Origin of the sequence: Streptococcus infantis, assembly GCF_047463275.1 — a bacterium.
GTDB lineage: Bacteria > Bacillota > Bacilli > Lactobacillales > Streptococcaceae > Streptococcus > Streptococcus infantis_AF.
Genome location: NZ_JASHEE010000002.1, coordinates 74,570 through 99,171, shown reverse-complemented (window position 1 = coordinate 99,171; position 24,602 = coordinate 74,570). Strand labels below are relative to the sequence as shown.

Sequence of the window (24,602 nt, the reverse complement as noted above, 5' to 3'; positions counted from 1 at the left end):
AAACAAGCAACACAAGAAAAGCAAATCAAAGTGATTTTGATAATTTTTAATAGAAAGGAGATGTGAACATGGCTGGAAATATAAAAGGTATCACAATAGAAATTGGTGGTGATACACAACCCTTGCAAAATGCCTTAAAAGGGGTAAATAAACAAGCCGCTGAATCAACTAAAGAATTGAAACAAATTGATAAGGCTCTTAAGTTTGATACAGGAAATGTCACACTCCTTACTCAAAAACAAGAAGTGCTTGCTAAACAAGTTGAAACCACTAAAGAAAAATTAACTACCTTAAGGCAGGCACAAGCCCAAGTTGAAGCTCAATTTAAGTCAGGTAATATCGGGACGGAACAATATCGAGCCTTTCAAAGGGAAGTAGAAACTACTCAGACAGTACTGAAAAGTTATGAAAGCAAACTAGAGGGTGTCAATCAAGCCTTATCGGAAAATGGAAATCGAATAGGTACTACTAAAAGTCAATGGGATAGCTTGAAACAAGAACAAGCTCGTCTAGCTTCTGAGAGTGAAAAATTAACGAGTCAATTTAAATTACAAGAAAGTGAACTTTCTTCAAGTGCTAGTGAATCTGAAAAGCTAGCTTTAGCTCAAAGAAAAGTAAATGAAAGTTCCTCTTTACTAGAAAAACAGATTCAGAATTTAGAGAAACAGCTAGAACTAACAAAATCTCAGTATGGCGAAAACTCGATTGAAGCCAATAAACTGGAACAGACTCTAAATGATACCAAAACGGCCTATAATCATCTTCAAAATGAGATGGAAGAGATGGGCACTAGTTCAACAAGTGCGAAGGATAATCTATCAGAAATCAATCATCTCTTAAAGGCAGATATCCTAATGGAATTCAGTGATCGTTTAGCAGAATTATCACAAAAATTGATTGATTTTGGGAAACAGTCGCTTGAAGCTTTTAACGAAGTTGATGAAGGGATGGATATCATTGTCACCAAAACTGGTGCTTCTGGCCAAGCTTTAGAAGAGATGACAACTATCGCAAAGAACCTTGCTACAGAAATTCCTACAGACTTTAATACTGCTGGAAGTGCAGTTGGTGAGTTGAACACACAATTTGGTTTAACCGGTGATAGTTTAAAATCAGCTTCAAGTTATCTCATCCAATTTGCATCTATAAATGGGAGTGATGTTACTTCATCGGCTATTTCAGCTAAGAAAGCTATTGAAGCATACGGCTTACAGGCAACGGATTTGTCTAGTGTTCTTGATACTGTCACCTTTACAAGTCAAGCTACTGGAGTGGGAGTTCAAGATTTGATGGATAAGGTTGTTTCTGGAGCACCACAAATTAAGGCATTAGGACTTTCATTTGATGAGGGCGTTGCTTTAATGGGGAAATTTGAAAAGGCTGGTGTAGATTCATCAGCCTCTTTATCATCCTTATCAAAAGCATCTGTGAAGTATGCAGCATCAGGAAAGACTTTGCAGCAAGGTTTATCTGAAACCATCGAAAAAATTAAAAATTCAACTAGCGAAACTGAAAAGTTAACTCTCGCTTCAGATATATTTGGAACTAAGGGTGCTCCACGAATGGTTGATGCTATTAATCGTGGAGCATTATCTTTTGATGACTTGGCTGAAACAGCAAAGAAAGCATCAGGAACAGTCGGCTCAACTTATGAAGCGACACTAGATCCAATTGATAAATTTACAACTGCTCAAAATGAAGCTAAGTTAGCATTTGCTGAAGTTGGAGATGCTATTGCTGTCACTTTTGCACCGATACTAGAGATTTTAGCTGATTTGTTACGTTCAGTTGCAGAGTGGTTCTCTAGTTTATCAACGCCAGTAAAACAATTTATCATTATTGTAGGTAGCCTCATTGCTGGGTTAGGCTTATTACTCCCTATATTTTTAGCACTTCAGGCAGCTGCCTTAGCAATGGGTGTCACAATTGGTGGCTTAATAGCAAGTGTAGCGCCTATTATAGCTATAGTCTTAGGAATTATAGCTGTTCTTGCCTTGTTAATTGTTGGAATAAAAGAACTTTGGGAACATAACGAGGGATTTAGAACAGCAGTAATGGATATTTGGAATGCTATATATTCTTTTATATCTACTATCATTCAAGAAATATCAGACTTTATTTTAAGCATTTGGGGGACTCTAACTTCATGGTGGACTGAGAATCAAGATTTAATTCTTGCAGCTGCAACCACAGTTTGGAATGCAATCTCAACAGTCATAACTACCGTTATGTCAATTCTAGAACCCTATATTCAGGCAGCATGGGAAAACATAAAACTAATCATCAGCACAGCTTGGGAAATCATCAAACAAGTAGTTGAAACGGCAATCAATCTTGTCTTAGGCATTATTAAAGCAATCATGCAGGTTATAACAGGAGATTGGTCTGGTGCATGGGAAACAATAAAGGCAGTTATTTTAACAGTATGGGAATCCATCAAGTCAATTGTAAGCTTAGTTCTAAATACTATTAGTCAACTTATATCAAACACCTGGAATGGGATTAAGAACACAATTAGTAATCTCTTATCAGCAATTAGTAACGTTGTCAGTACAATTTGGAATAGTATCAGTTCAACTATTTCAGGTATTCTAAATGGAATCTCAAGTACAGTGTCCAATGTTTGGAATGGAGTAAAAAATACGATTTCAAATGCAATCAACACTGCCAAAAATGCAGTTTCAACTGCTATAACTGCTATCAAAAATCTCTTTAATTTCAGGTTTCAGTGGCCACACATTCCTTTACCTCATTTTAGTGTGTCAGGATCTGCAAACCCTCTGGATTGGTTAAAGGGACAAATTCCTAGAATCGGAATTGAGTGGTATGCAAAAGGGGGAATTCTAACCAAACCAACTGCCTTCGGAACAATAGGGAATTCCCTAATGGTAGGAGGAGAAGCAGGAAACGAAGCGGTACTCCCTTTAAATGAATCTACTCTTGGGGCAATCGGAAGAGGTATTGCAAGAACGATGGATTTAAGAATGCCAGACATCAACATTTCGATAACTGGAAATATTATCCGAGAACAGGCAGATATTGAAAAAATAGCAAATGAAGTAGCAAGTCGAATCGCAGAAGAATTAGCACGTCAAAAACAATTGAGAGGAGCCACTATATGATTAAAAGAAACGAGTTAGTCATAGATGGAATTGGAACTTCTAGTTTTCCTTTTAAGGTGATTGTCCACGAATCGCCTTCTGTTATTCTAGCGGAGAGTAAGACGAGTTTATTAGAACATAAAGGAATGAGTGGCGCTCTTTCGCAAACAAATCGGCACCGTGATTTAATTGAAAAATCATATACGATTTACATTGTTAAGCCCTCAGAAGAACAACTCCATCAATTTATGGGTCTATTTATCAAGGAGCAGTTTTGGCTTGAGAGTGAACGGATGAAAACCACACGTCTTTGGTGTTACCGAGTAAAATGTACTGAGGTAAAACAAGAGAGAGATGGTGTGTATGCGACGAAAGCTACCTTTATTTGTCATCCTACAAAGTTTTTTAAATCAATTGATAGACAAACTTTGACATCAAACGGTGTACTTAGAGTTCAAGGGACGTCTCTAGCGTTCCCCAAAATAACGATAATGGGGAATTCGGCAACTGAGACTCAGTTTACGATTGGAGATCAGGTTATTAAAATTGAAAAACTTACAGAACCTCTTGTGATGGTAAACGAACCAAATAGTCCAAGTTTTCTAACGGTTAGCAAAAAGTACATAAAATGGTCTGGTGATTTTATCACTATTGATCCAAGCGCTAAAAAAGAAGTAGGTGTTGTTCTTGGTAGAGGTATTACTTCTTTAAGCTTTGAAACAAATTGGGGGTGGGCTTAAATGTTATTTTTGTTGAACAAAGATATTAGAACTGCAAAGTGGAATGGATTACCTCTTCATGAAACTAGCTCTGCTATTGTAAAAGAGACCCTGAACGGTGATTTCACCTTATCTATTCGCTATCCAATTACCGATTCTGGTATCTATAAACAAATAAAAGAGGATATGCTTATCAAGGCTCCTGTGCCTGTCTTAGGATTCCAGTTATTTCGTATTAAAAAGCCAATTGAAAACGATGATAGTTTGGATATAACCGCCTACCATATTTCAGATGATATTATGCAACGGTCTATCGAACCAATTAGTGTTGCTAATCTTACTTGTGGTATGGCCTTATCCCAAATGGTACAAAATACTAAGACTAATCTTGGTGATTTTTCATTTACGAGTGATGTTACAGATCGCCGTACTTTCAATACAGATGAGGTAAAAACACTTTATGCCGTCTTAATGGATGGTGCTCATTCTATTATAGGAACTTGGGAAGGGGAGTTGATTCGTGACAATTTGGCTCTGACAATCAAGAAGAATAGAGGTGAAAATAGGGGTGTTGTCATAACAACACATAAGAATCTAAAGTCTTACAAGAGAACAAAATCAACTCAATCAATCATTACTCGTATTCATGCAAAATCAACATTTAAACCAGATGGTAAAGATAAAGACCAGACAATTAAAATTACTGTCGATAGTCCTCTAATCACTTTCTATCCATATATCAATGAAAAAGAGTACGAAAATAATACTCTTAAAAGCATTGAGGAGTTAAGGAAGTGGGCTGAGGCTAAGTTTAAGAATGAAGGAATTGATAAGTTATCGGATGCTATTACGATTGAAGCCTATGAACTCGATGGGCAGGTTGTACATTTAGGGGATACCGTAAATATCAAGAGTTTGAAACATGAAATTGATATTCCAAAAAAGGCTGTCGCTTATGAATTTGACGCACTGACACAAGAATATATCTCGATTACTTTTGATGATAAACCAATGGTAGGTGGTTCAACTTCAAATAGTGGAATTTCAACTGTCGCAAATGCAATTTTAGACTCTGGTTTCACATTACAAGAAGTCGCAATTGAAAAAGCTTTGAGAAATGCGAACACAGCCTTTGATGCCGAATTCACTAAACAAAAAGAATCAATCCTTGATGATATTGAAAAAGTCAAAGCTAGTGCAGAAGTCTACGCAGATGGTATTCGTCAAGAGATTGAAGGAAAGATCGCTGATGTTGATTCTAAAGTTCTATCTAATGAATCACTTAATGAAAATAGATACAACGATGTGTTGGCTAAAGCAAATAGTAGTAGAGATTTAGCAAATCATGCCTTAGATGTTAGTAGAGAAGTTAAAGAGACTACTAATACAGTGTTAACAGATACCTTAAATTATAAAAAAGAAGCTATTGCAGAAGCAAATCGTTTAGTTGAACTCAGCAAGAATAGCTTATTGAATCAAATTACAACAGTAGAATCTTCAATTGATAAGCTTAATGGTGTTATCACTAACAAGGTTTCAAAGACAGACTTTGATGCTATCAAAAATACCGTAGAGCAACAACGAACGGAAATATCACAAGCCAAGGATAAAATAAATCTAAAAGCTGAAAAGACCTATGTAGAAAATATTAAACAAACAGCTAACGAAGCACTCCAAAGAATATCAGAGAACGCATTAGCAATATCTAAAACTAAAGCTGATTTACAAGTTGCTGCCGATGCTATAAAGACTAAAGTATCACAAACAGATTTTAATCAAACGACAAATCGACTTGCTACTACTGAAACAACAATTAAAATCCAAGCAGGTGAAATAGCCAAACGATTGACCAGTAGTCAGGTAGAATCCATTATCAATTTAAAAGGATTTCAAACTAAATCGGATGTTGATAAAAATATTTTAGATAGAGGTTATGTGACGAACTCTAGCGTGCAAAATTTAGTTAGAGAAACATCCAATAGTTTTAGTCGGACTATTAGTGAAACTAAATCATTAATACCAACTAGTGTTTCTCATCGAAACTTAGCATCTGGTTCGAGTGATAGTTGGACTTCATACAAAGAAATAAACTCGAAACTCAATTGGATTCAAACAATAGGTAAAGTTCCTTATGGTGATTCGACTGGCATTTATGCAGGGACAAAAATCAACCTATTTGTTTATATTTCTGTCGATAATGTTGTTTTAGATTCAACTGTTACTCCTAGAATTATTTTACAAGGTCCAGGCTATAAAAAATCAGATAATAGCGCTGTATGGAGTGTTCATTCCAATCCCTTTCATACCTCTTGGTCTAGCGTTTTAAAAACTGGTACAAACTACCATCTTATTAAAATTTCTCGGATCGTAACAGAAGAGATGTTCAATAATTTTAAAAACTTTGAATTACAATTTCGTATTGATGGAGCAAGTTCAGGTAAGTTTCATTGGAGAGCATTAATGATTACTACTGGAGATATTTTTCCAAATTATTGGACAAAGCCTATCGAAGATTTAACAACTGTAACGGCCTTTAACGAAGTAAAAGATACTCTAACTAGTCATACAAGAACTATTAGTGAACAAGGCAAAACAATTAGTCAGGTTGTACAAACATCCGAAGGACTGATTACAAGAGTCAGTGATTTAATTGATACCCAAAACTTAGTATACGATCCAACAAATTTTAGTAAATATAGAGAACGTGAACCGAATTCGAATTTAGTTATGACTGGAACTAATGAATATAAGCTACTAAGAATTGCTCAAAGTGGTAGGACAACAAATGGTTGGCGTGGTTTTCAAATGCCTCTTCATAGTCAAAAATTTGTCGCTGGTGAGAAACTTTCTTATAGGGTCAATTTATGGGTAGATGTACTACCAGATGGAAAGGTTGGCTTTGAAATCAAATCAGGTAACTCAATAGGAAGTTTCACCATCACCCCTACTAGAACAGGGGCAGCTCAAATTTTTACAGGAACTTTTACGATAAGTAAAACCGTGACAAAAACAGATGATTTTGGTCTTCATGTTTGGCTAGAAAAGAACGGCACTGTGGCAGTTGGACAAATTTCAATTGTTCGAGGTAGTCAACCACCTAAAAACTTTGTAGATAGTACATCTTTTCAACAAATTGCAACAGAAAGTCTCGTTCAACAACATCAAGGTTCCTATTCGATTCAAAATTTAACTAATGCTGGCTCTTTAATTTCAGGTATTAATCTAGGCGCAAATGGAATCAATAGAATCATTGGCAAAGCAACGCATATCACTGGGGATACTTTGATTGATAGAGCAGTCATTAAATCAGGAATGATTGATAAATTAAAGACATCAAACTTTGAATCTGGTTCTGTAACTACTATGGTATTAGCATCTAATTCAGTAACTGCAGATAAGATGGTCGTGGATCAAGCCTTCTTCAATAAACTTGTTGCAAATGAAGCTTATTTACGACAGCTGTTTGCAAAGAATGCTTTTATCAATAGTGTACAAAGTGTTAGAATCGATGCTAGTCAAATAAAGTCAGGCTTACTAAGTGGTGATAGAATCCAAGGTGGGACAATAACCGGAACCACAATTTCTGGTGGATTATTAACTGGAGAAACAAGAATTAAGTTAGGTGCTTATGGTTCATTTGACGCTATCAACGGTGGGTTACAGATTAATGTTCCTCGTCAGTTTAATTCTAAAGATGGTTTAGGTGTACAATTTATAGGTTCTTATGGCCGAGGGGACAATGTTCCTTACGGCTTATTTATTTACAAAGATTCAGATTTTACTACTGGAAACACTGCAAGTGATAGTGATGATTTTCTATTGACGGTCGAAGGATACATTAAGGCAAAAGGAATTGGCTGGTTGAAGTACGGCAAAAGCAGCATTAATGGCTCAACTACAGGAACTATTAGTTATTGGAATTCTAATAATGTATCTCTAGACTTTGGTGGATCAGGAAATGATATTTACTACTCATATAACGGAAATGCTTATAACTTATGGCAAATTGTTAACCAACATTTTTCTGATAAAAACTTAAAAGAGAATATAGGCTTATCTAACTATAAAGCACTCGATTTTATCAAAAGATTTCAATTTAAAGAATTTGACTGGAAGAAAATAGGGAATCGTATTCAAAAGGCTCATACCAAAATTGGACTCATTGCTCAAGATGTTCAACAAATTGACTCATCACTAGTGTATGAAAATGGTGGTTTGCTGAACCTCGATAATACAAGATTAACAAATATCGCTTTAAAAGGGATTCAAGAGTTAATACTTGATATTCGAAAATTAAATAAACGATTGGAGATATTAGAAAATGAACACAGATTTAATCCATCAATTAGCAATGGAGTCGTTGACTAAGAAACTAGCACAAACCGAAGGTCAAGCAGCACAAAATGAGGCTCTTTATTTGGTTGTTGCAAGCGAATTGCAGTTAATGAAAGATGTATTAGAATACGACTCAGACCTAAAAGACTTATTTGAGGAAGTAAAAACTAAAAGAGAGAAAGGAGAAAGTTAATGGCATTAGAAATTACTAAAACAACACGTTTGGTTGGAAATTTGAAGATTGGGGATGAAGTAGTTAAGCAGTATACTGTTGATGTCGATGAACATGGTGTTTCTACAGTATCTGAGTTTCTCTATCATTCAGAGCTCTATGCGGAGCATCGTCTCGAAATGAGAAACCAAGAAAAATTGTTCCGTGATAAACGATATGAATTAGAAGATGCTGTTTTAGCTGAAATCGAGTCAAATAAAAAAGAACAATAGGGAGTATTAAAAATGGATATTGAATTGTTTAATTTTTTAAGAAAGCTCATCGAAACAGAAGATGGGCTTATTTTGTATGCGTTAGCGTTGATTGTCATCATGGAAATTGTTGATTTTGCATCAGGAACATTTGCTGCAATTGTAAATCCTGATGTTGAGTATAAGAGTAGAATTGGAATCAATGGCTTAATTCGAAAAGTATTAGGGATTTTTATGTTACTGTTATTGATTCCGATGTCTGTTTTGTTGCCTGAAAAAACTGGATTTATGTTTCTGTATTCGATTTATATTGGATACCTAGTTTTTACTTTCCAATCGTTAATTGAGAACTATCAAAAAGTAAAAGGGAATATTCTGCTTTTTAAACCAATTTTAAAAGCTTTTGAACATCTGACTGAAGAAAAGTCTAACGATGATAAGGAGGATAACCATGGAAGTTGATAAAAGTAGATTACGAACAAATCTTCCTCAAATCGGTGAACAACCCTATCGCCAAGTGCACGCACACTCTACAGGTAACCCTAACTCAACTGTACAAAACGAAGCAGATTATCATATGCGCAGACCAGTTGAATCAGGATTTTTCTCCCATGTGGTTGGGAATGGACGTATTATGCAGACTTGGTTAGTTGACAGGGGTGCTTATGATGTTGGTGGAGGATGGAACGTAGAAGGATATGCTCAAGTTGAACTAATAGAAAGTCATGAATCTAAAGAAGAATTCATGAGAGATTATCGACTTTATGTCAAGCTATTACGTGAGTTAGCTGACGAGGCTGGAATCCCTAAAACTCTAGATTCTAGTAGTCTTGCTGGAATTAAAACTCATCAGTTTTGTACTTACAACCAACCAAATAATGGGAGTGATCATGTAGATCCCTACCCATACCTTGCAAAATGGGGCATTAGTAGAGAACAGTTTAAGAAAGATATTGAATCTGGTCTAACTGAAGGAAACTGGAAACGAAACGAAGTTGGTTGGTGGTGGGAAGAAGCAGATGGCACTTATCCAAAATCTCAATGGAAGAATATCAAAGGAGAATGGTTCTACTTTGATAATAGAGGTTACTGTTTCATCAATAAATGGTTCAATGATGGTAAGGATTGGTTTTATTTAGATAAGCGTGGTGCCATGGTTATTGGTTGGATGCATATCGATCATCGTTGGTACTATTTTAAGTCGGATGGTCGAATGGCTAAAGGTTGGGTAAAATATCGTGAAACTTGGTATTACTTAGATGAAAAAAATGGAGACATGAAATCTAAGCAATTTATCAAATCAGGAAACGGATGGTACTATCTCAAGTCTGATGGTTCTCTATCAGTAAAACCAGAATTTACGATTGAACCAGATGGTTTGATTACTACTAACTAAAAGAGTCTATAGATACTACTCTTAAAATAAATCCTTAAACAAAATAAACCACCGAAGTTGGTGGCTCATGTGGTATAATATCTATTGTAGAAAAGTGAAGACGGTGGCTCCTGATACCGAAAGAGAGGTGATGCCTATGGGTAAATCATCAAAATCTGACGGAAAGGAGGAGCGTGTTTGAGCTCATTTGAAGTCGTTCAGACCATCTTTGGTTTTGGTACTTTTACCATTGCTTTGATTGGTTTGTGCTATAAAATCTTCAAGGACGATGACAAAAAGAAATAACCCGTCCCCACTTTTGACCGAGTTGTTGGACGAGTTATAGTCTGATAATAGAGAGTCACCGTCTTTTTAACGGTTCTACATGGAGCTGAGTTGGCGCTCAGCTCTTTTTCTATGTTTATTATAACATAATGCGATTAAATTTCAAATAAAAAATCTAAGCCTGGTGAATTACATCAGGCTTTTTCTTTTTGATTTTTTCTTAAAACCGGAAAAATCTATCTTGAAAGTACCTATTTAGGTAGGAGGATCTGTAAGCACATTTTAGTAAATTATATGATTGCTGAATACTTGACTAATATTGGATTTAGAGTGATATATAGTGTGTAAAAACTTCTTATTGGAGGAAAAATGAATATAAGAAAAATTGAAGCAAAGAATAACAAAAGAAAAAAGAGAATTTGTGCATATGTTCGAGTTTCGACAACCAACGGAAGTCAAATTGATTCGCTAGAGAATCAAAAAGTCTATTTTGAAAAGTTGTATGCTGAACGTGAAGATGTTGATTTTTTGGGTGTTTTTTGTGACAGAGGGATTTCAGGTTCAAAGTATGAAAGACCTGAATTTCAAACTATGCTAGATGCTTGTAGAAAAGGTCAAATTGACGTTATCCATACTAAGTCAATATCTAGGTTTGCAAGAAATCTGATCGATGTTCTTGAAATCAGTCGAGAATTAAAAACTCTTGGTATTGATATCTTTTTTGAAGAACAGAATATCCACACCTTATCCAATGAAGGTGAAGTTGTCTTGACTATATTAGCAAGTTTGGCTGAGGAAGAGTTACAAAGCATGAGCGGAAACCAACGGTGGAGTTTTCGTAGAAAGTTCCAGAAGGGAGAATTACTCATTAATACTAAACGTTTTTTAGGGTATGATTTAAACGAAAAAGGTGAACTTGTTATAAACAAAGCAGAAGCTCAAATAGTAAGAACCATCTTTTATAGTTATTTAGAAGGAATGGGTACACATAGGATTGCTAAAAAACTTAATGAGGGCAAGGTTCCAACTGTAACAGGAAAGAAATGGTATGATAGTACAATTCGTAATATCTTAAAAAACGAAAAATACAAAGGCTCTTTACTGCTTCAAAAATACTTTCATGATGGTGTAAACGGTCCAAAGAAATTAAATCAAGGACAGTTGGAACAATACTATATCGAAGATAATCATGAAGGAATTGTTTCTAAGGAAATATGGGAGAAGGTTCAGGTAAAAATGAAAAGCCGTTCTCGAATTCAAGGTACAAATAAAACCTATAAATTTTCCAGAATGTTAAAATGCCAATATTGTGGTTCAACATTAAAAAGACAGGTATCTTATAAGAAAAAGATTGTTTGGTGTTGTTCCAAATATATCAAAGAAGGAAAAAATTCATGTAAAGGTATGAGAGTCCCTGAAAGGGATATTGAAGATTGGAAACTTAGTTCACCAGTAATTGTGTTAGAAAGGATTGAAGATGGAGAAAAACATTACAGTTATACCGGCCAAAAAACTTCAGCAAACAGTCAAATCTCAAACTCAGAAAAAGGTCAAGGTAGCCGCTTATTGTCGAGTGTCTACAGACCAAGACGAACAGCTATCAAGTTATGAGAATCAGGTCAATTATTACCGTGAATATATTTTAAAACATGAAGATTATGAGTTGGTAGACATCTATGCAGATGAAGGAATCTCTGCAACTAATACAAAAAAACGTGATGCTTTTAACCGACTAATACAAGATTGTAGAGATGGCAAGGTGGATAGAATTTTAGTTAAATCTATCAGTAGATTTGCCAGAAATACATTGGACTGTATCAAATATGTAAGGGAACTGAAAGAACTAGGTATTGGAGTAACGTTTGAAAAAGAGAATATTGATAGCCTAGATTCAAAAGGAGAAGTACTACTTACCATTCTATCATCACTCGCACAGGATGAATCAAGATCTATTTCAGAAAACTCAACTTGGGGAATTCGTAAGAAGTTTGAGCGTGGTGTAGTTCAGGTAAATACTACAAACTTTATGGGATATGACAAAGATGAAAAAGGAAATCTAATTATAAACTCTGAACAAGCAAAGGTCGTGAGGTATATATTTGATAGATTTCTAGAAGGATACAGTCCAGAATTTATTTCCAAAGAGTTAAGAGAACAGGAAATACCAGGTTGCACAGGTAAAGCAAAATGGTGTCCAAGTGCTATATGGAAAATGCTTCAAAATGAAAAATACAAGGGTGATGCCCTGCTTCAGAAAACCTATACCGTTGATTTCCTGACGAAGAAACGAATAGATAATGATGGACAAGTTAATCAATATTATATTGAAAACAATCATGAACCAATTTTAGATAAAGAGAAGTGGGAGATTGTTCAGTTAGAAATAGCAAGAAGAAAGAGATTTAGAGAACAACATAAGCTCCAATTTTATATCATGCAGAAAGAAAACAATCCTTTTACAACAAAAGTATTTTGCGCAGAGTGTGGTTCAGCATTTGGTAGAAAAAATTGGACGACAAGTCGAGGTAAACGTAAGGTATGGCAGTGTAATAATCGATATAGGATTAAAGGTCAGATTGGATGTTTAAACAATCATATCGATGAAGAAATGCTTGAGAAAGCCTTTATGAAAGCAGTAGGACTGTTTCAAGAGCATAGATCTGATGTGGTAGATAAGTGGCAAAAGCTAGAACAAGGAGCAAATCTTCTCCATAAGCACTATGCAAAGCAGATGTATCAGATACTAGATTTAGATAAATTTGATGGAGTTATCATGAATCAAGTTCTCGACCACATCAGTATTTCAGAAGCTGGACAAATTGTAGTAACTTTCCTTGAAGGAACTGAGGTAGATTTATAAGAGACTGTTACTGGGAAGTTACAGTCTTTTTAGGGGTTTAATGGTATAATGAGATTATAAATGTGGATATTGTTTAAATTCTCTGGAGGACTCATAATGTTGAATTTAGTAAAAGGTCACCAAGTTAGCTTGGTAGAGAACCTGTTTGAATCATTTACAAAGTTACCTGAACATCATTTGACGGCGAATGTACACGCAGAAAAAATATTAGAGGTTTTTCAACACTTTATTGCGATTCATGATGAGCCATTGTTTTTTATTTTAGAATTACCTGTCAGTATTGATAGAGAAAAAGTGATAGCAAAGAATATTATCAAGGAATCCCATAAGGATGTTTATTATATTGATGGTTGTTCAAGAGAGGAATGCATAGCACTGTTGATTAGATACGGTGATTTGCTTGTTAATGATGGACTAAGTAAGTTTGGATTTGGTGGGCATAAAAGTTATAGTCACAATCTCATTCCTTATTTTTAAGACCATCTATGTTATAATGAAGTGAAGCTATTAGAGGAGGTTTACATGTCAACTCAAAGTATTTATGGGGAGTATGCTCAATATCTCCCCAAAATTTTACAAGAAATAACAGACCCCATTATTGCGGCTAATATTGCTAGCAAAAAAGAAACAGGTTTTAAACTCTATGAACATTTCATTTCACGGATTAAGGAAAGCGACTCCATGCGTGTAAAGTGTCGTAGAAAGAATTTGCCTGAGACGAGCCAGTCTGCCCTTAGGGAAATTCGTGACAGCATTGGAATCCGTATTATTTGTGGTTTTGTCAATGATATTTACAAGATCATCGAAGTAATCAAGGCTATTCCTGGTGTCATGGTCTACAATGAGAAGGATTATATTTCAACTGCCAAGCCTAACGGCTATCGCTCTTATCACCTCATTTTGCAAATGGAGACAAATTTTCCAGATGTCCTAGGCAATGATAAAGGGACCTATTTTGTTGAGGTTCAGCTTCGGACCATCGCTCAGGACTCGTGGGCCAGTTTGGAGCATCAGATGAAGTATAAACATGACATCAAGAATTCAGAAATGATTACCCGTGAGCTTAAGCGCTGTGCAGATGAATTAGCTTCATGTGACCTGACCATGCAGACCATCCGTAACTTAATTCAAGAAGGAAGTGACTAGAATGGCTCTGAAAATTTTATTGGCTGAGGACGAGGAAGCCTTATCTCGAGTTTACAAGGCGGCACTTGAGCATCAAGGTTTTGAAGTTGATCAGGCTTTTAATGGTCAAAAGGCAGTCGACCTAGCTGCACAGAATGCCTATCAAGTAATCATTATGGATATTATGATGCCTATCAAAACAGGTATTGAGGCCCTGAAAGAGATTCGCTCCTCTGGGAATACTACTCATGTCATTATGTTGACGGCCATGGCTGAAGTTGATGATCGTGTGACAGGACTTGATGCTGGGGCAGATGATTACCTGACCAAGCCGATTTCCCTAAAGGAACTTTTGGCTCGTCTGCGGTCGCTAGAGCGTCGTGTTAGTGAAACCTTTACTGCCAAAATTTTGACCCTTGGTTCTGTTCGCTTGGACCAAGAGGAGCAGGAGTTGGTAGCTGGCAACGCCATAAGACTTTCAAGTAGAGAGACCAAGTTAATGGCCCACTTCATGCTCAACCCTGCTAAGCAATTAACCACTGATCACCTTTTTAAAACTATCTGGGATGATGAGGAAGATGTGGACGAGTCAATTGTCTGGGTTTATATTTCCTATCTGCGCCAGAAATTGCAAGCTATTCAAGCTGATATCAGTATTCTTGGTGAAAAGGGTGGTGACTTCTGCCTTCTGCAAATTTAGAAAGGAGTAGTCCATGTTTAGACGTTTACGACTTCAGTTTATAACAATTGCTTCTTTGTCTATCCTCTTTATCTTGATCTTTACGGTAGGAATCATCAATGCTGTGAGTTCCTTTCAGACGGAGAAGGAAATTAGCAAGGTCCTCAACACACTCACGGAAAATAATGGAATCTTTGGAAAAACCACAGAAATTGAGACCAATCAAGGACTTGAGATTCCTTCGGACAGTTTTCAATTTTTCAGCGTGACCTTGTCGGGTGATAAGGTTGTTAGCCAGGATACCAGTCATACGTCTCTAATAAACGACGAGGAAGCGGCTAGATATGCCCTGAAAGTTAGTCGCTTGACCAATAATCTTGGAACGATTAGAGAAAAAAATATCAATCTTAGCTATCAAGTTAGCAAGGTCAGTAAAGATAAGATTTTGGTAGTCTTTCTGGACACGACCTATTATTATAATTCTTCCCAATCCTTGTTCAATCTTTCTATTCTTTTATCACTGTTTGCCTTTATCTTTTTTGTCATCATTGTCAGTGCCTTATCAGGAATTGTCATTCGCCCCTTCATTCGAAATTATGAAAAGCAACGGCGTTTTATCACCAATGCCGGTCATGAATTGAAAACACCTTTAGCCATTATTTCTGCTAATACGGAGCTACAGGAACTCATGACTGGAGAAAACGAATGGACCAAGTCTACTAACGACCAGGTGACACGTTTGACCAATCTAATTAATTCTCTTGTGGCTTTATCTCGTCTGGAGGAGCAGCCGGACATTGTTCTTCAAGATGTGGATTTTTCCTATATTACAGAGGATGCAGCCGAGGACTTTAAGGGACCTGTCGTCCGAGATGGCAAATCCTTCGTTATGGATATTACCCCAGATATCCATGTGAAAGCCGAGGAAAAGTCTCTCTTTGAACTTGTAACTCTCCTTGTGGATAATGCTAACAAGTATTGTGACTCTGAAGGAACGGTTACGGTAAGGCTCCGTCAAGTCGGAAGAACACGTAAACGGGCTCGCTTAGAAGTGTCAAATACCTATAAAGATGGTAAGACAGTCGATTATAGTAAGTTTTTTGAGCGCTTTTATCGTATCGAAGAATCTCATAATAACAAGGAAATTAAAGGTTTTGGCATAGGCCTATCCATGGCTCAAAGCATGGTCAAATTATTTAAAGGGCGTCTCTTTGCCTCCTACAAAGATGACACCATCACTTTTACAGTCATTTTGTAAGGATATTTTAAAATTGGAACTAGTAATGGTACCGAAGGGGGCATTATTGATTGTGAATGGCCTTATATCCTGGTTTGGTTTTGTGTTTATGAGAATGTCACAAATTCCAGAGTACTACAAGATTTTATCCTTAATTAAAATTGAGGAGTTGTAAACATGTAAAAAAGTAACGAGGAGCCCCGTGTTAAAATCCAATAAGCTGATTATTTTTTTAATTTCCCTACCTTTTCTGATGCTTATTGTTTTCTATTCGCTTAATGGGCATCCTGGATATAGTGATGATAGTAATTTCATCAGAAATCATGTTGCTGCTATTAATAGTGAGATAATCGCATACTTAGCCAGGAAAAGCAATGCATAAAGTCCGTGACCTTATTGCCAAACACTGCTAGAAGAGAATATGAAAAGCAACGGCGTTTTATCACCAATGCCGGTCATGAATTGAAAACCCCGTTAGCTATTATTTCTGCTAATACGGAGCTACAGGAACTCATGACTGGAGAAAACGAATGGACCAAGTCTACTAACGACCAGGTGACACGTTTGACCAATCTAATTAATTCTCTTGTGGCTTTATCTCGTCTGGAGGAGCAGCCGGACATTGTTCTTCAAGATGTGGATTTTTCCTATATTACAGAGGATGCAGCCGAGGACTTTAAGGGACCTGTCGTCCGAGATGGCAAATCCTTCGTTATGGATATTACCCCAGATATCCATGTGAAAGCCGAGGAAAAGTCTCTCTTTGAACTTGTAACTCTCCTTGTGGATAATGCTAACAAGTATTGTGACTCTGAAGGAACGGTTACGGTAAGGCTTCGTCAAGTCGGAAGAACACGTAAACGGGCTCGCTTATTAGAAGTGGCAGGAGTTGCACGCGATATTGCCGATCCGTGGTATACAGGAGACTTTGATGCGACGTACCGCGATGTGACATTGGGATGCAATGCGCTCTTAGAACAATTAAAAAAGGAGTTATAGTATGGATAAGATTAGAAAAGATTGGGCAGTGATGATTGCTCTGGCGGCTGTTTCGTTACTTGTCGTCTTGAATTTTAGCGCCATCCTCACATGGATTTCCGAATTTATTGGGATGATGTTCCCGCTTATTTTAGGGATGATTTTGGCATTTATTTTAAACGTGCCAATGAAGCGAATTGAACAAGTGTTGGAGTAGATAAACTTCCCGCAAAAGCTGCGTAGAAGTGTCGCAATCCTGAGCATTATTGTGATTCTGCTTCTGATTATTTCGCTGTTGATTTGGATTATTGCGCCGATGATTGCTAAAACCGTGTCGCAACTGGGCGATAGTGTAAATCACTTACTATTTGTGGTTGCGGATTTTGTACAACATTCAAAATTAATGCAATCCAGTGAAGTGAGTCAGATTACCGACTCACTAAGTCAAAGCAATATCGTATCGTCTGTCATTACATTCCTTGGCGGATTTACAACGAATATTTCAGGGCTCTTCTCAAATGTGTTCTCTGTAATTATGGGGATTTTCTTCATGATTAATATTCTCGCAAGTAAGGAAATGCTCGCACGTTTAACGCTTCGCATTCTTAATGTGGTCTTGCCAAAAGATAAAATCGAGCACATTACTTATGTTGGGGAAGTCATCGTGGATACGTATGACCGTTTCTTGATGAGTCACATCATCGAGGCGGGAATCGTTGGGGTTATGATTTTTGCTGGATACTCTCTTGTAGGGTTGCCATATGCAGGACTTGTTGGGGTGCTGTCCGGAGTACTCTCATTCATTCCGTATATCGGGCCGTTTATGGCGTGCGGAATTGGAATGCTTTTCACCTTTACAGAAAGCCCAATCCAAGCACTCATTTCACTTGTCGTCTTTATGATCGTTCAAATAGTGGAAGGAAATGTCGTCTATCCGAAGGTTGTCGGCAGTTCCGTTGGTTTGCCAACGATTCTAACCCTTGCTGCTGCGTTAATCGGTGGAAATCTCTTTGGTTTAGTAGGAATGATTTTCTTCATACCAATTTTTGCCGTGATTTACCGTTTCGTGAAAGAATGGGTGGAGAAACAAGAACAAGCTGCTTCAGTGGTAGCTGTAGGAGGTATAATTGATGAAGAAAATTAGTGAACTAGGGATTACAGGGGAAAAGCTCCTAATTGAAGGGATTGCATTCCTTATTGCTGGGGTGTTGCTCCTAATCTACGGACCAAGCTTCCCAGAATTGATGTTACGTCTGTTTTTAACATTCTTATGGGCTCGTGAACTATGGAATTTCTTGTTCCGTTGGTTTAGTAAGGCGGCGGCAAAAGATCCATTATGGCTGAATGTTGCTAAATTTTTCCTTTACGGATTTTTAGCAGGAAATCAATTTTTTATCTCGCTTCCGATTGCGATTGTCAGTATCTTGATGGGGCTTAACGAAGTGATGAAAGCGGCCACTAGTGGCGTAACGTACTATATTTATGTCAAAGACGGTATCCGTCCGCGACTGCGCTTGCTCATTGATACCATTTGGCTCTCAGTTGTCGGGGTAGCGACTTTACTGGCTCTTGGGGGCGACGGCAACTTACAAATGTTCTTCCTTGCGCTTTATTTCATAGGGCTTGGGACTAGTAACATTCGTGACGGTTGGTTCTTCGAGGCCGAAGTTGGAAAGAAAGTCCTTCGTAGACGCTTGCGTCGAGGGATGCCGTTGGTACTGGCTGCGATTATTCCTCGTGTGACTTTGCAAAAAATCAATGATGCGTTGGAACTTGGAGAAGGCGAAACCGCTTCTGAAATTTACGACCGTGCCAAAGAAAATGCAGAACCAAACTTAGAAATGTTTATTCACGTCACAAAAGACGGATTTGGGGCAATCGGGCATGTCGACCTATGTTATAAGGGACGCATTATTTCATTCGGGAACTACGATACGAATTCGGAGCGCCTGTTTGGAACGATGGGGGACGGGGTACTTTTCAGTGCCGACCGTGAAAAATACATTGAATTTTGTAAACGCGAAAACCATAAGACCTTACTTGGCTATGGCCTAGCGTTATCTCCAGAACAACTCGCGGCCATCGATAAGGAAATCGCCAAATTGATGTCGTTGACAGTACCGTGGGATCCACCGCAAATGGTGAAACCGAAGCGCCCTGGAATCGACAAAGAAGAACCGATGTATGCCTATAAGCTCAAACAAGAAGCGGACGCAAAATTGTACAAGTTCGTCTCTTCAAAATTCAAAACGTATTTTGTGATGAGTACCAACTGCGTATTGCTAGCAGACACAATTGTCGGAACAGCAGGAACCGATATTTTAAGCGCCCGAGGATTTATTTCCCCAGGGACGTATCAAGATTACTTAGATAAGGAGTTTGAGAGACCGCACAGTCTAGTCGTGACTAAGCGCGTCTATCAGTAAGAACATGGAACTTCAGGAAAAAGAATTCTTTATGCGGGAAGCGTTGAAGGAAGCCCAGAAAGCCTATGACCAAGCGGAAGTGCCAATCGGGGCTATCGTGGTCTTGATAAGCTAAGCAAAAGAAATGCTCAAATCAGATTTGATAAACATTATAACTAAGATAGACAAAGATGCTATAAATTAACGTTTTGTTTGACAGGTAAGTTCTTTTTTTATTAAAATAATTGTAAGTAAAAAAAGAGTGGGTATTTTCTAATAAATTTCAAAAATAAAACTTTGATTTGGCGGCATTTCTTTTCTGTCCTTCCCGCAGGCGCGGGAGTAACCCCCTTTTGTTGAGGATTTATACCTTTTTAAATGAAAATAATACAAGTAGGACACTTCTAAAAGTGATCTACTTTTTTTAAATATTTTCATTCTACAGTTTAATTTTAAACAACAACTCACTCATTTTTGTTATATAATATAGATGTTGACTAACTCCACATGTTGAGTGTGTAAGTTTGTTAGTGAAACGTAGCTAAACCTCAAAAGGTTTCCCAAACCTTTTGAGTCCACAAACGCACCATGTTGAGGCGGTATCACTGCTTGTACGAGCTGAGGCATCAGCGAAGTAGAATCAGATGATCTGCCTATGCGACAAGGTGAGACCGAAGGTCTAAAAGGTGCCCTGGGGTATAGGACTCGTTGAATGAGGAGGGAAACTGACGAAATGATACGATAAGTCCGAACCGCTGAGTGTGTGACTCTACTCTTCAGGTATGAGACAGTCGAAAAGTAAAAGGGGTGGTATTGGTATCAATCAATGAGTAACAATGTAACAGCATGATTCGAAACATTTGCTTGTAATTTGCGGAGGAACATCAATATGGATGGAATAACAAAAGATTCTATAAAAACGGCTGAACTAATGAAACAATTATGGCCCCAATTGACCGATAAAGAAGCCATTGATGAAGTAAAAAAATATACGAATGGAAAAAATACTGCAATCTTTACTGAAGTTGAAGGTGACACAATTGTAGGGTTAGCACTATGTTCACTTAGGTTTGATTATGTTGAAGGTTGTAAATATAGTCCTGTTGGATTCTTAGAAGGTATTATTGTCGACGAGGAATATCGTTTAAAGGATATTGCTAAAAATCTCTGTACAAAATGTGAGGAATGGGCGAAAAATAAAGGATGTAAAGAATTTGCAAGTGATTGTACTTTAACGAATACGGATTCTATAAGATTTCATCTCAGTATTGGATTTCAGGAGGCAAATAGAATTATTCATTTTAAGAAAAAATTATAATTTCGAAACGAGAATTAACTTGTTAAAACTTTATGTATCTTTAGGAAGTGTGAAAGATTGGACGAACAAATTTTTTTGATGGGTGGAAATCCGCCGATAAAGAACCATACGATTGTTAATAAAATTGTGTCATCAAGGAAGATCGAAAGAATTGTCATTTTTACAGTTTATCGAGAAAATTGACTAGTTTCAATCATGCGAATCTGAATCTACGAAACTAAAGTATTGACGAAATGAATAATGCAAAGCCTTGATTGTAAGGCTTTTTTTGTGTTTTTGTGATAGAATATAGGTAGTTATAATCGAGAGCAACTAAGAAACAGTAAAAAAGTTATTCATAAAATAATCAAGATAAGGGCGATATAATGACAGAAATTGATAAAAGGAATTTAAAAAATTATCTTTGTTTTACATTTGGAATTACTTATATAGCTTGGGGCCTTCTTGCCGTATTTACTCAATCTCATATTTTGGGATTAGAAACAATTATAGGAAGAACATTACATATAGTAGGTGCACTTGGTCCAGCTATTGCAAGTAGCTTTTATTTGAAAAGGAATAATATAAAATTTCAACATTTTCTATTTAGTAAGAAAGAAAATAGTAGTATTTATTTCATTATTCACCTGTTAGCAATTTTGATACTATTTTCTGTATCTTCCTTAGAATTAAATGAAGTATCAATTTATCTGATGCCATTATTCTTTATACAACTAATTTTTTTTGGTGGTGGACATGAAGAATTAGGATGGAGAGGTATATTACAACCCTTACTTGATAAAAAATATACTTATTGGCAATCTAATTTGATTGTAGGATCAATTTGGGGAATATGGCATCTGCCTTTATGGTTTATAGTTGGAGAAAGTCATCAAGGATTTCCTTTTATTTTATTTTTTATATATACATTATTTTTAAGTTTTGTTTTAGGGCTTCTTTATCGTCAAACGAAATCTGTGGGATACTGTATATTATTTCATGCGTTCGCAAATTTGTTAAATCTCTATTTTGTGTTAAAAATTAATGTTATTTTTATTATCATTTTTATTGCTTATTTAATTTATACAATATTGGCGAGTAATAGAATTAGTAAGGAAAAGAATTTGTATCCAAAATAACTGGATATAGTCTAGAAAATGAAAATGATTTTGTTCAAGGTAATAAAGTAGAAATAACGTACATTTAGATGAAAGGTTTAGAGTAAACATGAGTCTCTTATTTGAAGAATTTAAAACCATTTGTTTCCATTTAAATCGAGTCGGAATTACACCGACACTGATGGGTTCTTTGGGATTGGAGTTTAGAACGAAAGAAAATTGGGGGCCGTCTGACATTGACATTCATGTACCTGGTGACCCTAGAGGTTGGGAAGCACCTGACCATCTCAGAATTTATGACTGGGACAAGATAATGAAAGTGATGAAAGACTTAGGCTACGTCTTAATAGATATTCATGAGCATGAATTCCAAAAGGATAGAGAGAATGTTGAATTTGGAAGTATCGATTCCTTACTTGATTTTGCAGGAGTTTCGGAATCGGATATAGAGCTTATTCACATTGAAGGCATCACTTTTCGTCTTCCAAGTCTGGAGCAGTATCTAAGTATTTACAAAGCTTCTTCTCAAGACTCCTATCGAAATGAACAAAATAACAATAAGGATTTTAAAAAGATCGAGTGGCTGGAAAAACATTTGTAAATTATCATATGAAAAGTAGTAAGTTGTAAGACTGGCTGCTATGTTATTTTTATTGGTTATTTAATTTGTACTATATTGGCTAGTAATAGAATTAGTAATTTTAAAATTTAGATCAGGATATCCATCATTGAAGGTAACGTGTGGTCATTCTAGATAATTGATTTTAGAGATTTTTCTATTTGATGAGGCATCACTGCTTGTTCAAACAGGTTTAACAAGTATTTATCTAGTGAAAGTCCTACAGTAAGGAGTTTAAATATGAAATTCCATGAATTTGGTGATAAGAATTTGCCTTCTATCTTGCTGATACATGGCGGTGGCAGTTCTTGGTGGAATTATCTTCGTCAAGCACGAAACTTATCAGAAGAATACCGTATTATTCTACCCACTTTGAATGGCCACGGAGAGGAATATCAACTCGATTATGTTTCTACTGAAGATTCTGCTTTGGAGATTCTAGACTATATCAGAGCAAACTGTGGTGGGAAATTGTTTGCAATCGGTGGTGTTTCACTTGGTGGTCAAATTGCTATGGAGCTTTTGTCAATAGAAAGAGATATAGCTGAGAAAGCCATCATTGATGGAAGCCTCTGTATTCCACAACCAAGATTAGCTAAAATTAGCATTTTTCTGATACGTCTATTTGGCAATCTGATGTTTAGTAAATTCTCTTGTAAACTTCAGTTAAGCATGATGAACAAACTCTATCCTAAACTGACTTATCCAGAGGAAATAAAAGCTTATTATTTGGAGGATTTGCCAAGGACGCCTGTCAAAACACTGGTGACCATTTACAAAAACTATATGGGGCGTTACAAGCTGAAAGATATGATTTCTGCTAGCAAGGCTCAGGTTCTGTATATCTATGGTGAAAAAGAATTGAACTGCGTGAAAGCATCAGCGAAATTATTTCAACAACTGCATCCAAATACGATTTTGTATGAAGCTAAGAGCTATAACCACGGCTATTTATCAGCTTACCTGCCTCAAGAGTGGATTAATTTGGTAGTGCCATTTTTAAAGAGCGATTCATTGGAAATGTGTAATGAATCTGATATATCATAAGGAGGAATCTGATGCTAGGAGCAATAGTTGGAGACATTGTTGGTTCTGTTTACGAATGGGACAACATTAAAACGAAAGATTTTCCATTATTTCGTGATGATTGTTTTTTCACTGATGATACGGTGATGACCTGTGCCGTTGCAGAAGCAATTATGAACGGCGGACAGAAGGATGACTTCATCGATGCCATGAAGAAGTACGGCAGAAGGTATCCAAACGCGGATTACGGTGCCAGGTTTAACCGGTGGCTTATGACCGACAACCGTGAGCCTTACAATAGTTTTGGGAATGGGTCTGCGATGCGCGTTTCTCCGTGTGCTTGGGTGATGGATGCCACAACAGACGAGTTGCCGTCTGAGGTGAAACGTCTGGCACAACTTTCTGCGGAGGTGACGCATAACCATCCAGAAGGAATCAAAGGAGCAATGGCTACAGCGGATGCGATTTTTATGTGCCGTTATTTCTGTGGTGGTGATGGTAGCGATAACCCTGCGGAGATTAAAAGACGCATCAAGGAACATATCGAGAAAGAGTATGGATATGACCTTTCTAAAACGTTAGATGAAATTCGCCCGACCTATCGTTTCAATGAAACGTGTCAGGATACGGTTCCTCAGGCCATTGTTGCCTTTTTGGAGAGTACAGATTTTGAAGATGCGATTCGAAACGCGATTTCACTTGGTGGGGACAGCGACACTCTTGCTGCAATCACAGGAAGTATCGCCGAAGTAGCTTATGGAATTCCTGAGTGGATTAAGGACAAGGCCTATAGCTATCTTGATGAGCCTTTGAAAGAGGTGCTTAGAAGGTGGAAGAAAGAAGTTTCAATATCATAACATATACTAACTAGTCAATATCAAACTCTGAAGATAAGATTAAGGAAGTTGAGCAAATACAGGGTAAAGAGTTATCACCTTGTGAGAAGAAAAGGCAGAAACAAACTTAACCAAGTCATGAGCTTGACCACTGAAAAACAGCAAAGCGGCGAGATAACAAATA

At 36.9% G+C, this 24,602-nt stretch carries 20 protein-coding genes and 4 pseudogenes; all 24 read left to right on the top strand.

Going from position 1 to position 24,602, the window contains the following annotated elements:
- Positions 1-68 precede the first annotated feature (68 nt).
- The gene (locus QM923_RS03165; RefSeq protein WP_414290848.1) at positions 69-3,122 is read left to right on the top strand and encodes a phage tail tape measure protein; all 3,054 of its coding nucleotides are present in this window, start codon (positions 69-71) and stop codon (positions 3,120-3,122) included.
- Positions 3,119-3,841, top strand: a complete 723-nt coding sequence (locus tag QM923_RS03160) for a phage tail protein (protein ID WP_049501427.1) — start codon at positions 3,119-3,121, stop codon at positions 3,839-3,841. The genes QM923_RS03165 and QM923_RS03160 overlap by 4 nt, the downstream gene beginning before the upstream one ends.
- Entirely contained in the window at positions 3,842-8,188 is a 4,347-nt protein-coding gene (locus tag QM923_RS03155) for a phage tail spike protein (RefSeq protein WP_414290847.1), read from the top strand.
- Positions 8,142-8,348 carry a hypothetical protein gene (locus tag QM923_RS03150; RefSeq protein WP_001090723.1) on the top strand — a complete coding sequence of 69 codons (207 nt, stop codon included), beginning with the start codon at positions 8,142-8,144 and terminating at the stop codon, positions 8,346-8,348. Before QM923_RS03155 ends, QM923_RS03150 begins: the two co-directional genes overlap by 47 nt.
- Positions 8,348-8,599 carry a hypothetical protein gene (locus tag QM923_RS03145; protein ID WP_001162702.1) on the top strand — a complete coding sequence of 84 codons (252 nt, stop codon included), beginning with the start codon at positions 8,348-8,350 and terminating at the stop codon, positions 8,597-8,599. Before QM923_RS03150 ends, QM923_RS03145 begins: the two co-directional genes overlap by 1 nt.
- A 12-nt stretch (positions 8,600-8,611) precedes the next feature.
- A complete protein-coding gene (locus tag QM923_RS03140) occupies positions 8,612-9,040 on the top strand; it encodes a phage holin family protein (protein WP_195916272.1) in 429 nt (142 codons plus the stop codon).
- Positions 9,030-9,974 (top strand): N-acetylmuramoyl-L-alanine amidase family protein, encoded by a 945-nt coding sequence (locus QM923_RS03135; protein WP_414290846.1) that lies wholly within the window; start codon positions 9,030-9,032, stop codon positions 9,972-9,974. Before QM923_RS03140 ends, QM923_RS03135 begins: the two co-directional genes overlap by 11 nt.
- Positions 9,975-10,151: 177 nt before the next feature.
- Positions 10,152-10,259, top strand: a complete 108-nt coding sequence (locus tag QM923_RS03130) for a putative holin-like toxin (RefSeq protein ID WP_080980497.1) — start codon at positions 10,152-10,154, stop codon at positions 10,257-10,259.
- A gap of 348 nt (positions 10,260-10,607) precedes the next feature.
- The gene (locus QM923_RS03125) at positions 10,608-11,849 is read left to right on the top strand and encodes a recombinase family protein (RefSeq protein ID WP_414290845.1); all 1,242 of its coding nucleotides are present in this window, start codon (positions 10,608-10,610) and stop codon (positions 11,847-11,849) included.
- Complete coding sequence (locus QM923_RS03120) at positions 11,737-13,098, top strand: recombinase family protein (protein ID WP_462217785.1); 1,362 nt, start codon at positions 11,737-11,739, stop codon at positions 13,096-13,098. The genes QM923_RS03125 and QM923_RS03120 overlap by 113 nt, the downstream gene beginning before the upstream one ends.
- Before the next feature lie 96 nt (positions 13,099-13,194).
- A complete protein-coding gene (locus QM923_RS03115) occupies positions 13,195-13,575 on the top strand; it encodes a hypothetical protein (RefSeq protein WP_269796879.1) in 381 nt (126 codons plus the stop codon).
- Positions 13,576-13,620: 45 nt separating this feature from the next.
- Positions 13,621-14,244, top strand: coding sequence for a GTP pyrophosphokinase (locus QM923_RS03110; RefSeq protein WP_269796880.1), 624 nt, complete (start codon positions 13,621-13,623; stop codon positions 14,242-14,244).
- A 1-nt stretch (position 14,245) separates the two neighbouring features.
- Positions 14,246-14,923, top strand: a complete 678-nt coding sequence (locus QM923_RS03105; protein ID WP_255777579.1) for a response regulator transcription factor — start codon at positions 14,246-14,248, stop codon at positions 14,921-14,923.
- A 13-nt stretch (positions 14,924-14,936) separates the two neighbouring features.
- A complete protein-coding gene (locus QM923_RS03100; RefSeq protein WP_414290844.1) occupies positions 14,937-16,160 on the top strand; it encodes a sensor histidine kinase in 1,224 nt (407 codons plus the stop codon).
- A gap of 393 nt (positions 16,161-16,553) precedes the next feature.
- Positions 16,554-17,022 (top strand): annotated as a pseudogene (locus QM923_RS03095) (sensor histidine kinase); the annotation flags it as partial.
- 117 nt (positions 17,023-17,139) lie between these two features.
- Positions 17,140-18,261 (top strand): annotated as a pseudogene (locus QM923_RS03090) (AI-2E family transporter).
- Complete coding sequence (locus QM923_RS03085) at positions 18,248-19,543, top strand: hypothetical protein (RefSeq protein ID WP_414290843.1); 1,296 nt, start codon at positions 18,248-18,250, stop codon at positions 19,541-19,543. Before QM923_RS03090 ends, QM923_RS03085 begins: the two are co-directional and overlap by 14 nt.
- Positions 19,544-19,547: 4 nt before the next feature.
- Positions 19,548-19,646, top strand: a pseudogene (locus tag QM923_RS03080) (tRNA-specific adenosine deaminase); the annotation flags it as partial.
- A gap of 765 nt (positions 19,647-20,411) precedes the next feature.
- The gene (gene aac(6'), locus QM923_RS03075; RefSeq protein ID WP_414290842.1) at positions 20,412-20,840 is read left to right on the top strand and encodes an aminoglycoside 6'-N-acetyltransferase; all 429 of its coding nucleotides are present in this window, start codon (positions 20,412-20,414) and stop codon (positions 20,838-20,840) included.
- A gap of 57 nt (positions 20,841-20,897) precedes the next feature.
- Positions 20,898-21,020: pseudogene (locus QM923_RS03070) on the top strand (Type 1 glutamine amidotransferase-like domain-containing protein); the annotation flags it as partial.
- Between the two features lie 185 nt (positions 21,021-21,205).
- Complete coding sequence (locus QM923_RS03065) at positions 21,206-21,958, top strand: CPBP family intramembrane glutamic endopeptidase (protein WP_414290841.1); 753 nt, start codon at positions 21,206-21,208, stop codon at positions 21,956-21,958.
- An 88-nt stretch (positions 21,959-22,046) separates the two neighbouring features.
- Entirely contained in the window at positions 22,047-22,538 is a 492-nt protein-coding gene (locus tag QM923_RS03060) for a phosphoribosylanthranilate isomerase (RefSeq protein ID WP_225750355.1), read from the top strand.
- A 258-nt stretch (positions 22,539-22,796) separates the two neighbouring features.
- Positions 22,797-23,603: an alpha/beta hydrolase gene (locus QM923_RS03055; protein ID WP_414290840.1), complete on the top strand. Its 807-nt coding sequence runs from the start codon at positions 22,797-22,799 to the stop codon at positions 23,601-23,603.
- An 11-nt stretch (positions 23,604-23,614) separates the two neighbouring features.
- On the top strand, positions 23,615-24,439 hold the full coding sequence (locus QM923_RS03050; protein WP_414290839.1) for an ADP-ribosylglycohydrolase family protein: 825 nt from the start codon (positions 23,615-23,617) through the stop codon (positions 24,437-24,439).
- Positions 24,440-24,602: the final 163 nt, after the last annotated feature.

Coding starts and splice junctions, on each gene's coding strand:
- QM923_RS03165 (WP_414290848.1), top strand. CDS start 69: ATGGCTGGAAATATAAAAGGTATCACAATAGAAATTGGTGGTGATACA.
- QM923_RS03160 (WP_049501427.1), top strand. CDS start 3,119: ATGATTAAAAGAAACGAGTTAGTCATAGATGGAATTGGAACTTCTAGT.
- QM923_RS03155 (WP_414290847.1), top strand. CDS start 3,842: ATGTTATTTTTGTTGAACAAAGATATTAGAACTGCAAAGTGGAATGGA.
- QM923_RS03150 (WP_001090723.1), top strand. CDS start 8,142: ATGAACACAGATTTAATCCATCAATTAGCAATGGAGTCGTTGACTAAG.
- QM923_RS03145 (WP_001162702.1), top strand. CDS start 8,348: ATGGCATTAGAAATTACTAAAACAACACGTTTGGTTGGAAATTTGAAG.
- QM923_RS03140 (WP_195916272.1), top strand. CDS start 8,612: ATGGATATTGAATTGTTTAATTTTTTAAGAAAGCTCATCGAAACAGAA.
- QM923_RS03135 (WP_414290846.1), top strand. CDS start 9,030: ATGGAAGTTGATAAAAGTAGATTACGAACAAATCTTCCTCAAATCGGT.
- QM923_RS03125 (WP_414290845.1), top strand. CDS start 10,608: ATGAATATAAGAAAAATTGAAGCAAAGAATAACAAAAGAAAAAAGAGA.
- QM923_RS03115 (WP_269796879.1), top strand. CDS start 13,195: ATGTTGAATTTAGTAAAAGGTCACCAAGTTAGCTTGGTAGAGAACCTG.
- QM923_RS03110 (WP_269796880.1), top strand. CDS start 13,621: ATGTCAACTCAAAGTATTTATGGGGAGTATGCTCAATATCTCCCCAAA.
- QM923_RS03105 (WP_255777579.1), top strand. CDS start 14,246: ATGGCTCTGAAAATTTTATTGGCTGAGGACGAGGAAGCCTTATCTCGA.
- QM923_RS03100 (WP_414290844.1), top strand. CDS start 14,937: ATGTTTAGACGTTTACGACTTCAGTTTATAACAATTGCTTCTTTGTCT.
- QM923_RS03085 (WP_414290843.1), top strand. CDS start 18,248: ATGAAGAAAATTAGTGAACTAGGGATTACAGGGGAAAAGCTCCTAATT.
- QM923_RS03065 (WP_414290841.1), top strand. CDS start 21,206: ATGACAGAAATTGATAAAAGGAATTTAAAAAATTATCTTTGTTTTACA.
- QM923_RS03060 (WP_225750355.1), top strand. CDS start 22,047: ATGAGTCTCTTATTTGAAGAATTTAAAACCATTTGTTTCCATTTAAAT.
- QM923_RS03055 (WP_414290840.1), top strand. CDS start 22,797: ATGAAATTCCATGAATTTGGTGATAAGAATTTGCCTTCTATCTTGCTG.
- QM923_RS03050 (WP_414290839.1), top strand. CDS start 23,615: ATGCTAGGAGCAATAGTTGGAGACATTGTTGGTTCTGTTTACGAATGG.